Here is a 5,602-nt window from a genome sequence, read left to right as displayed (position 1 = left end):
AAAAATTATATTTGTTGGGTTTTTTTTTTTTTGGTGTTTTGCGATTCGGTGCGGGGGGGGCCGGGGACGGGCGGGCCCCGGGCAGCGATCGTGCTGCCCGGCCCCGGCCGTTCCGGCTTCTGTCCCTACTTCTTGCGGCGCTTCTCGCGCACCCGCACGGAGATCGAGATCGGCGTGCCCTCGAAGCCGAACTCCTCGCGCAGCCGGCGCTCGACGAAGCGGCGGTAGCCCGCCTCCAGGAAGCCGGAGGCGAACAGCACGAACCGCGGCGGGCGGGTGCCGGCCTGGGTGCCGAACAGGATGCGGGGCTGCTTGCCGCCGCGGATCGGGTGCGGGTGGGCCGCCACCAGCTCGCCCAGGAAGGCGTTCAGACGGGCCGTCGGGATGCGGGTCTCCCAGCCCTCCAGCGCGGTCTCGATCGCCGGGACGAGCTTCTCCATGTGCCGGCCGGTCTTCGCCGAGACGTTGACCCGCGGCGCCCACTGCACCTGGACGAGATCCTTCTCGATCTCGCGCTCCAGGTAGTAGCGGCGCTCCTCGTCGAGCCGGTCCCACTTGTTGTAGGCGATCACGACGGCCCGGCCGGCCTCGACGGCCATCGAGATGATCCGGGTGTCCTGCTCGGCGAGGGTCTCGCTGGCGTCGATCAGGACGACCGCGACCTCGGCCTTCTCCAGCGCCGAGGCGGTGCGCAGCGAGGCGTAGAAGTCCGCGCCGGCGGTCAGGTGGACCCGGCGGCGGATACCGGCGGTGTCGACGAACTTCCAGGTCTTGCCGCCGAGTTCGATCATCTCGTCGACCGGGTCGCGGGTGGTGCCGGCCAGCTCGTTGACGACCACCCGCTCCTCGCCGGCGACCTTGTTGAGCAGGCTGGACTTGCCGACGTTCGGACGGCCGATCAGCGCGACCCGGCGGGGGCCGCCGACCGGGCCGTTGCCGAAGAGCTGCGGCGGGGCCTCGGGAAGCGCGTCCATGACGGCGTCCAGCAGGTCGCCGGAGCCGCGGCCGTGCAGCGCGGAGACGGGGTACGGCTCGCCGAGGCCGAGCGACCACAGGTAGGCGGCCTCGGCCTCGGTGGAGGGGCCGTCGACCTTGTTGGCGCAGAGCACGGTGGGCTTGCCGGCCCGGCGGATCAGCTTGATCAGCGCCTCGTCGGTGTCGGTCGCGCCGATGGTGGCGTCGACGACGAAGAGCACCGCGTCTGCGGACTCGATGCCGTACTCGGCCTGGGCGGCGACGGCGGCGTCGATGCCGAGGACGTCGACCTCCCAGCCGCCGGTGTCGACGAGCTTGAAGCGGCGGCCGTTCCAGGTCGCCTCGTAGGTGACGCGGTCGCGGGTGACGCCGGGGCGGTCCTCGACGACCGCCTCGCGGCGGCCGATGATGCGGTTGACCAGGGTCGACTTGCCGACGTTCGGGCGGCCGACGACGGCCAGCACCGGCAGCGGGCCGTGCGAGGCGGCGTCGAGGTCGGCGTCCACCTCGTCGGTGTCGAAGCCCTCTTCGGCGGCGAGCGCCATGAACTCGGCGTACTCGGCGTCGCCGAGCTCACCGTGGTGCGCGGCGGTGTCGTTGCTCATGTGTGTTTCTTCCGTTTCCCGGCACGGCCCTTCCCAGGGGCGTGCCGTGCGTATCTGCCCTGTCGGGCAGCGCGAAACTACGTGTCCCGTAGTCGGAGGACGGGCCGGACGGCCCGAGGATGGTCGGCGGTGGTGCGGTCGGTCAGACGGCGGACGGCTGCTGGGCCCGCTCCTCGACCAGGGCGGCGACCGTGTCGATCACCTGGTCGAGGGTGAGCTCGCTGGTGTCCACCAGGACGGCGTCCGGGGCCTGGGCCAGCGGCGCCGTCTCCCGGGAGGAGTCGGCGGCGTCCCGGCGGTCCAGGTCGGCGGCCATCGCGGCGATGGTGGCCTCGTCCACGCCCTTGGCCCGGAGCTCGGCCGCGCGGCGCGCGGCACGGGCGGCGCCCGAGGCGGTGAGGAAGACCTTGGCGGTGGCGTCCGGGAACACGACGGTGCCCATGTCGCGGCCCTCGGCGACTATGCCGCGCGGGGCGACCTCGGCGCAGCCGCGCTGAAGCTCCACCAGCCGGGCCCGGACGGCCGGGACGGCGGAGACCGCGGAGACCTTGGCGGTCACCTCGGGGCCGCGGATCGGGCCGGAGACGTCCTGGCCGTCGACCGTGATGGTCGGGCCGGCCGCGTCCGTGCCGGAGACGATCACCGGCTTGCCGCAGGCGATCGCGACGGCCTCGGCGTCGTCCACGTCGATGTCGTTGGAGAGCATCCACCAGGTCATCGCCCGGTACATGGCGCCGGTGTCCAGGAAGCTGAGACCGAGGCGGGCGGCGACCGCCCGCGAGACGGTCGACTTGCCCGATCCGGAGGGTCCGTCGATGGCGACGACGACCGGGGCGTGCGCTCGGTCGGCAGTGTCCACGGGGCGAACCTCTCTCTCGGTCCGGCGCGCTCGGGCCGGGATGACTATCTACAAGGTTAATGGACCGGCGGAGGCATCCCGTCCGGTCGGTCCCGGGGCCGCCCCCTACACGCCTGGCGGTCAGTCGGCCGGCAGCCGCTCCTCCTCGTGGTACCGCACCCCGTGCCGCTCGGCGAAGGCCCGCAGCCGGTCCAGGTCGTCCTCCGGCACGACGGTGTGCGCCGTCCGCAGCCCGCCGGCGGTGCCGGCCGAGGGGGCCGGCGCGGGTTCCAGGCCGAAATCGGCCGTCGACCGGGTGCCGCGGGCACCGCGCTCGCCCCGGTGCGTCAGGTCGATCCGGCGGAGGGCCGCGAACGGGACGACCTGCTCGGCCCCGCCGTGCAGCACGAACCGGGCCGTGCCCCGCCCCGGGCGCAGCTCGCACTCCACCACCAGCCGTCGCTGCCGGGCCCGCAGCATCCGCAGGCCGGCCAGCTGCCCGGCGAGCAGCGCCGCGCCGATCGCGCAGCCCCACCACCGCAGCACCGGCCAGAGCAGCAGCAGAAGCAGCACGGCACCGGCGTCCACGGCGCCGACCAGGGCCGCGGTGCGGTCGCCGTCCGGCGGCCCCGGGCGCCACACCAGTGCGTCCGCCGCGGCGTCCACCGGTCCGTCCACCGGATCGTGTCCGTACACCAGCCCTCCCCCGAAGCCCGTCCGGTGCACCGACGCGACCGGGACGACGGGCGGTTCCCGGGCGGACGGGGGCTCAGTCGCGGACGCTCCAGCCGCGGTCGCGCAGACCGCCGGTGAGCAGCCGGACGGCCGACGGGGCGACGTCCAGGTGCACGTGGCCGACCTGCTGGCCGTCGGAGTGCTCGATGGTGACGTCCTCGATGTTGACGCCGAGCGCACCGACCTCGCCGAAGAGCCGGCCGAGCTCGCCGGGCTGGTCGCCGAGGACGACGGTGACCGACTCGTACCGGGTCGGCGGGGCGCCGTGCTTGCCGGGGATCCGGGCGTGGCCGGTGTTTCCGCGCCGCATCACCGCCTCGATGCCCGCCGCACCGGCCCGCCGCTCGCCCTCGTCGACGGCCTGCAGGGCGCGCAGCGCCGTCACCGCCTCGTCGAGGTCCGCGGCCACCTCCTGCAGGATGTCGGCGACCACCCCGGCGTTCGCGGAGAGGATGTCCACCCAGAGCGCCGGATTGGACGCGGCGATCCGGGTCACGTCCCGCACGCCCTGCCCGGACAGCCGGACGGCCGTCTCGTCGGCGTGCTCCAGCCGGGCAGCCACGATCGAGGAGACCAGCTGGGGGGCGTGCGAGACCAGCGCGACGGCACGGTCGTGCGCGGTCGCGTCCATCACGATCGGCATGGCCCCGCAGAGCGCCACCAGCTCCAGCGCGGCGTTCAGGGTGTCGGTGTCGGTGTCCCCGGTCGGGGTGAGCACCCACGGCCGGCCCTCGAACAGGTCGGCCCGGGCGGCCAGCGGGCCGGACCGCTCACGGCCGGCCATCGGGTGGCCTCCGATGTAGTGGACGGTGTCGCAGCCGAGCGCGGCCACCTCGGCCCGCGGGCCGGCCTTCACACTGGCCACGTCGGTGTAGCAACGGGCCAGACCGCGGCGCTGGCAGTCCGCCAGCACCTTGCCGACCAGCGCCGGCGGCACCGCGACGATCGCCAGGTCGACCGGGCCCTCGGGCGGCTCGGTCGAACCCGCGCCGAGCGCGGCGGCCGTACGGGCGGCGTCCGGGTCGGCGTCCTCCAGATAGACGGCGACCCCGCGGCCGGTGAGCGCGAGGGCGGCGGAGGTGCCGATCAGTCCGGTGCCGATGACGGCGGCTGTGCGCATGACGGGGTTGGTCTCCTGGTACGGGCGGCCTGCTGTCCCGCCCATCCTCTCGCAGCCCCACCCCACCCGTCGAAGCCGTCCACCAGCCGAACCCCCGCACAGCGGCGGACCCCACGGGAAGGGCGGTCCCGGGGGCGCTGGACAGGTGGCGTGCACCCAGGGGCGCGTGGGAACGCCTGATGCGGCTCGCCCGGACCTGCACGGTTCCCCGTTCGCCTGGGTATGTCTCCGTCCGCAACCGGGTCGGGGGCCGGGGCCGTCCCCTCAGCCGACGCGCAGCGGAAATCCGCGGCGGACGGCCGCCGGCCCCGGCAGACTGGCGGCCCGGACCGGGGACGGACGAAGGGGCAGGGCGGGGTGGCAGCAGAGACGGCAGCGGCGGATCGGTGGGAGTCGGTACTCGACTCGGTGGTGGTGTACGCGAGCGGCGCGCTGTGCCGCAGGCGGGCCCGGGGCAGGGTGCCCGCGGACGGCAGGGTCCGGCTGACGGGCCTGCCGAGGGTGGCGGACGCGGGTTCGCTGCGTGCGTCGGTGCTCTCCGGCGGGGCGCGGGTGACGGCGGCGCGGCTGGAGCCGGAGGCGGAGGTCCGCAGCCGTTCGGACCTTCCGGGGCTGCGCCTGCGGGTGGATCGGGCGCGGGACGCCGCGGAGGCCCTGCGGCAGCGTTCCGCGCGGCAGGAGGCGCGGATCGCGGAGGTCTCCGCGGTGCGGGCGGTCCCGCCGCCGTTGCAGGCGGACGAGCCGCACCGCCGTACGCCGACCGACGCCTGGTTCGAGCTGGCGGACTTCGTGGACGAGCGGCTGGCCGCGCTGCACGCGCGGTCCGCGGACCTCGCCGAGGAGCTGCGGCTGGCCGAGCACGAACTGGCCCTCGCCGAGGATGCGTTGGCCCGGGCCTCGTCCGCGGTGGCGGTCGGCCCGGTGACGCTGGGCGGTTCGGCCGTGGTGACGCTGGAGGGTGCGGCGGAGGGTGCCGAGGTCGAGCTGGAGGTGGAGTACGGGGTACCGGGTGCGGTGTGGGTGCCGACGTACCGGCTGACCTACCGCCAGGGCGAGGGCTCCGGGACGCTGCTGCTGCGGGCCCAGCTCGCGCAGCGCACCGGCGAGGACTGGTCGGGGGTGCGGATCGGCCTGTCCACGGCGGACCTGCAGCGCCGGACGGACCTGCCGCAGCTGCGTTCGCTGCGGATCGGACGGCGGCAGGCCGTGCCGGCCGCGTCGGGTTGGCGGGAGCCCCCGGCGGGGCTGGGCGATCTGTTCAGCGGGTACGACGCGGCGGGCCGCCCGCCGCAGCCGCGTGCGGGGCGGGCCCGTCCGGCGGGCGGTGGC

The 5,602-nt window shown here is 75.0% G+C and carries 5 protein-coding genes; 1 reads left to right on the top strand and 4 read right to left on the bottom strand.

The window, feature by feature from the left end:
• Positions 1-125: 125 nt before the first annotated feature.
• The 4 genes from der to ABZ641_RS24235 all read right to left on the bottom strand — a co-directional run bounded on the left by der (position 126) and on the right by ABZ641_RS24235 (position 4,273).
• Entirely contained in the window at positions 126-1,580 is a 1,455-nt protein-coding gene (gene der, locus ABZ641_RS24250) for a ribosome biogenesis GTPase Der (RefSeq protein ID WP_344626935.1), read from the bottom strand.
• Between the two features lie 142 nt (positions 1,581-1,722).
• On the bottom strand, positions 1,723-2,439 hold the full coding sequence (gene cmk, locus ABZ641_RS24245) for a (d)CMP kinase (RefSeq protein WP_359984839.1): 717 nt from the start codon (positions 2,437-2,439) through the stop codon (positions 1,723-1,725).
• A 120-nt stretch (positions 2,440-2,559) separates the two neighbouring features.
• Positions 2,560-3,114: a hypothetical protein gene (locus ABZ641_RS24240; protein WP_359984836.1), complete on the bottom strand. Its 555-nt coding sequence runs from the start codon at positions 3,112-3,114 to the stop codon at positions 2,560-2,562.
• A 73-nt stretch (positions 3,115-3,187) separates the two neighbouring features.
• Positions 3,188-4,273, bottom strand: a complete 1,086-nt coding sequence (locus ABZ641_RS24235; RefSeq protein ID WP_359984833.1) for a prephenate dehydrogenase — start codon at positions 4,271-4,273, stop codon at positions 3,188-3,190.
• A 357-nt stretch (positions 4,274-4,630) separates the two neighbouring features.
• Between ABZ641_RS24235 and ABZ641_RS24230 the strand changes: the two genes are divergently transcribed.
• Positions 4,631-5,602, top strand: a 972-nt coding sequence (locus tag ABZ641_RS24230) for a DUF4139 domain-containing protein (protein WP_359984831.1), incomplete at its 3' end; no start/stop codon positions are given.

Source organism: Kitasatospora sp. NPDC007106 (genome assembly GCF_040634455.1).
In the GTDB taxonomy this organism is placed as follows: domain Bacteria; phylum Actinomycetota; class Actinomycetes; order Streptomycetales; family Streptomycetaceae; genus Kitasatospora; species Kitasatospora arboriphila.
This window is presented reverse-complemented; position numbering and strand designations above follow the sequence as displayed.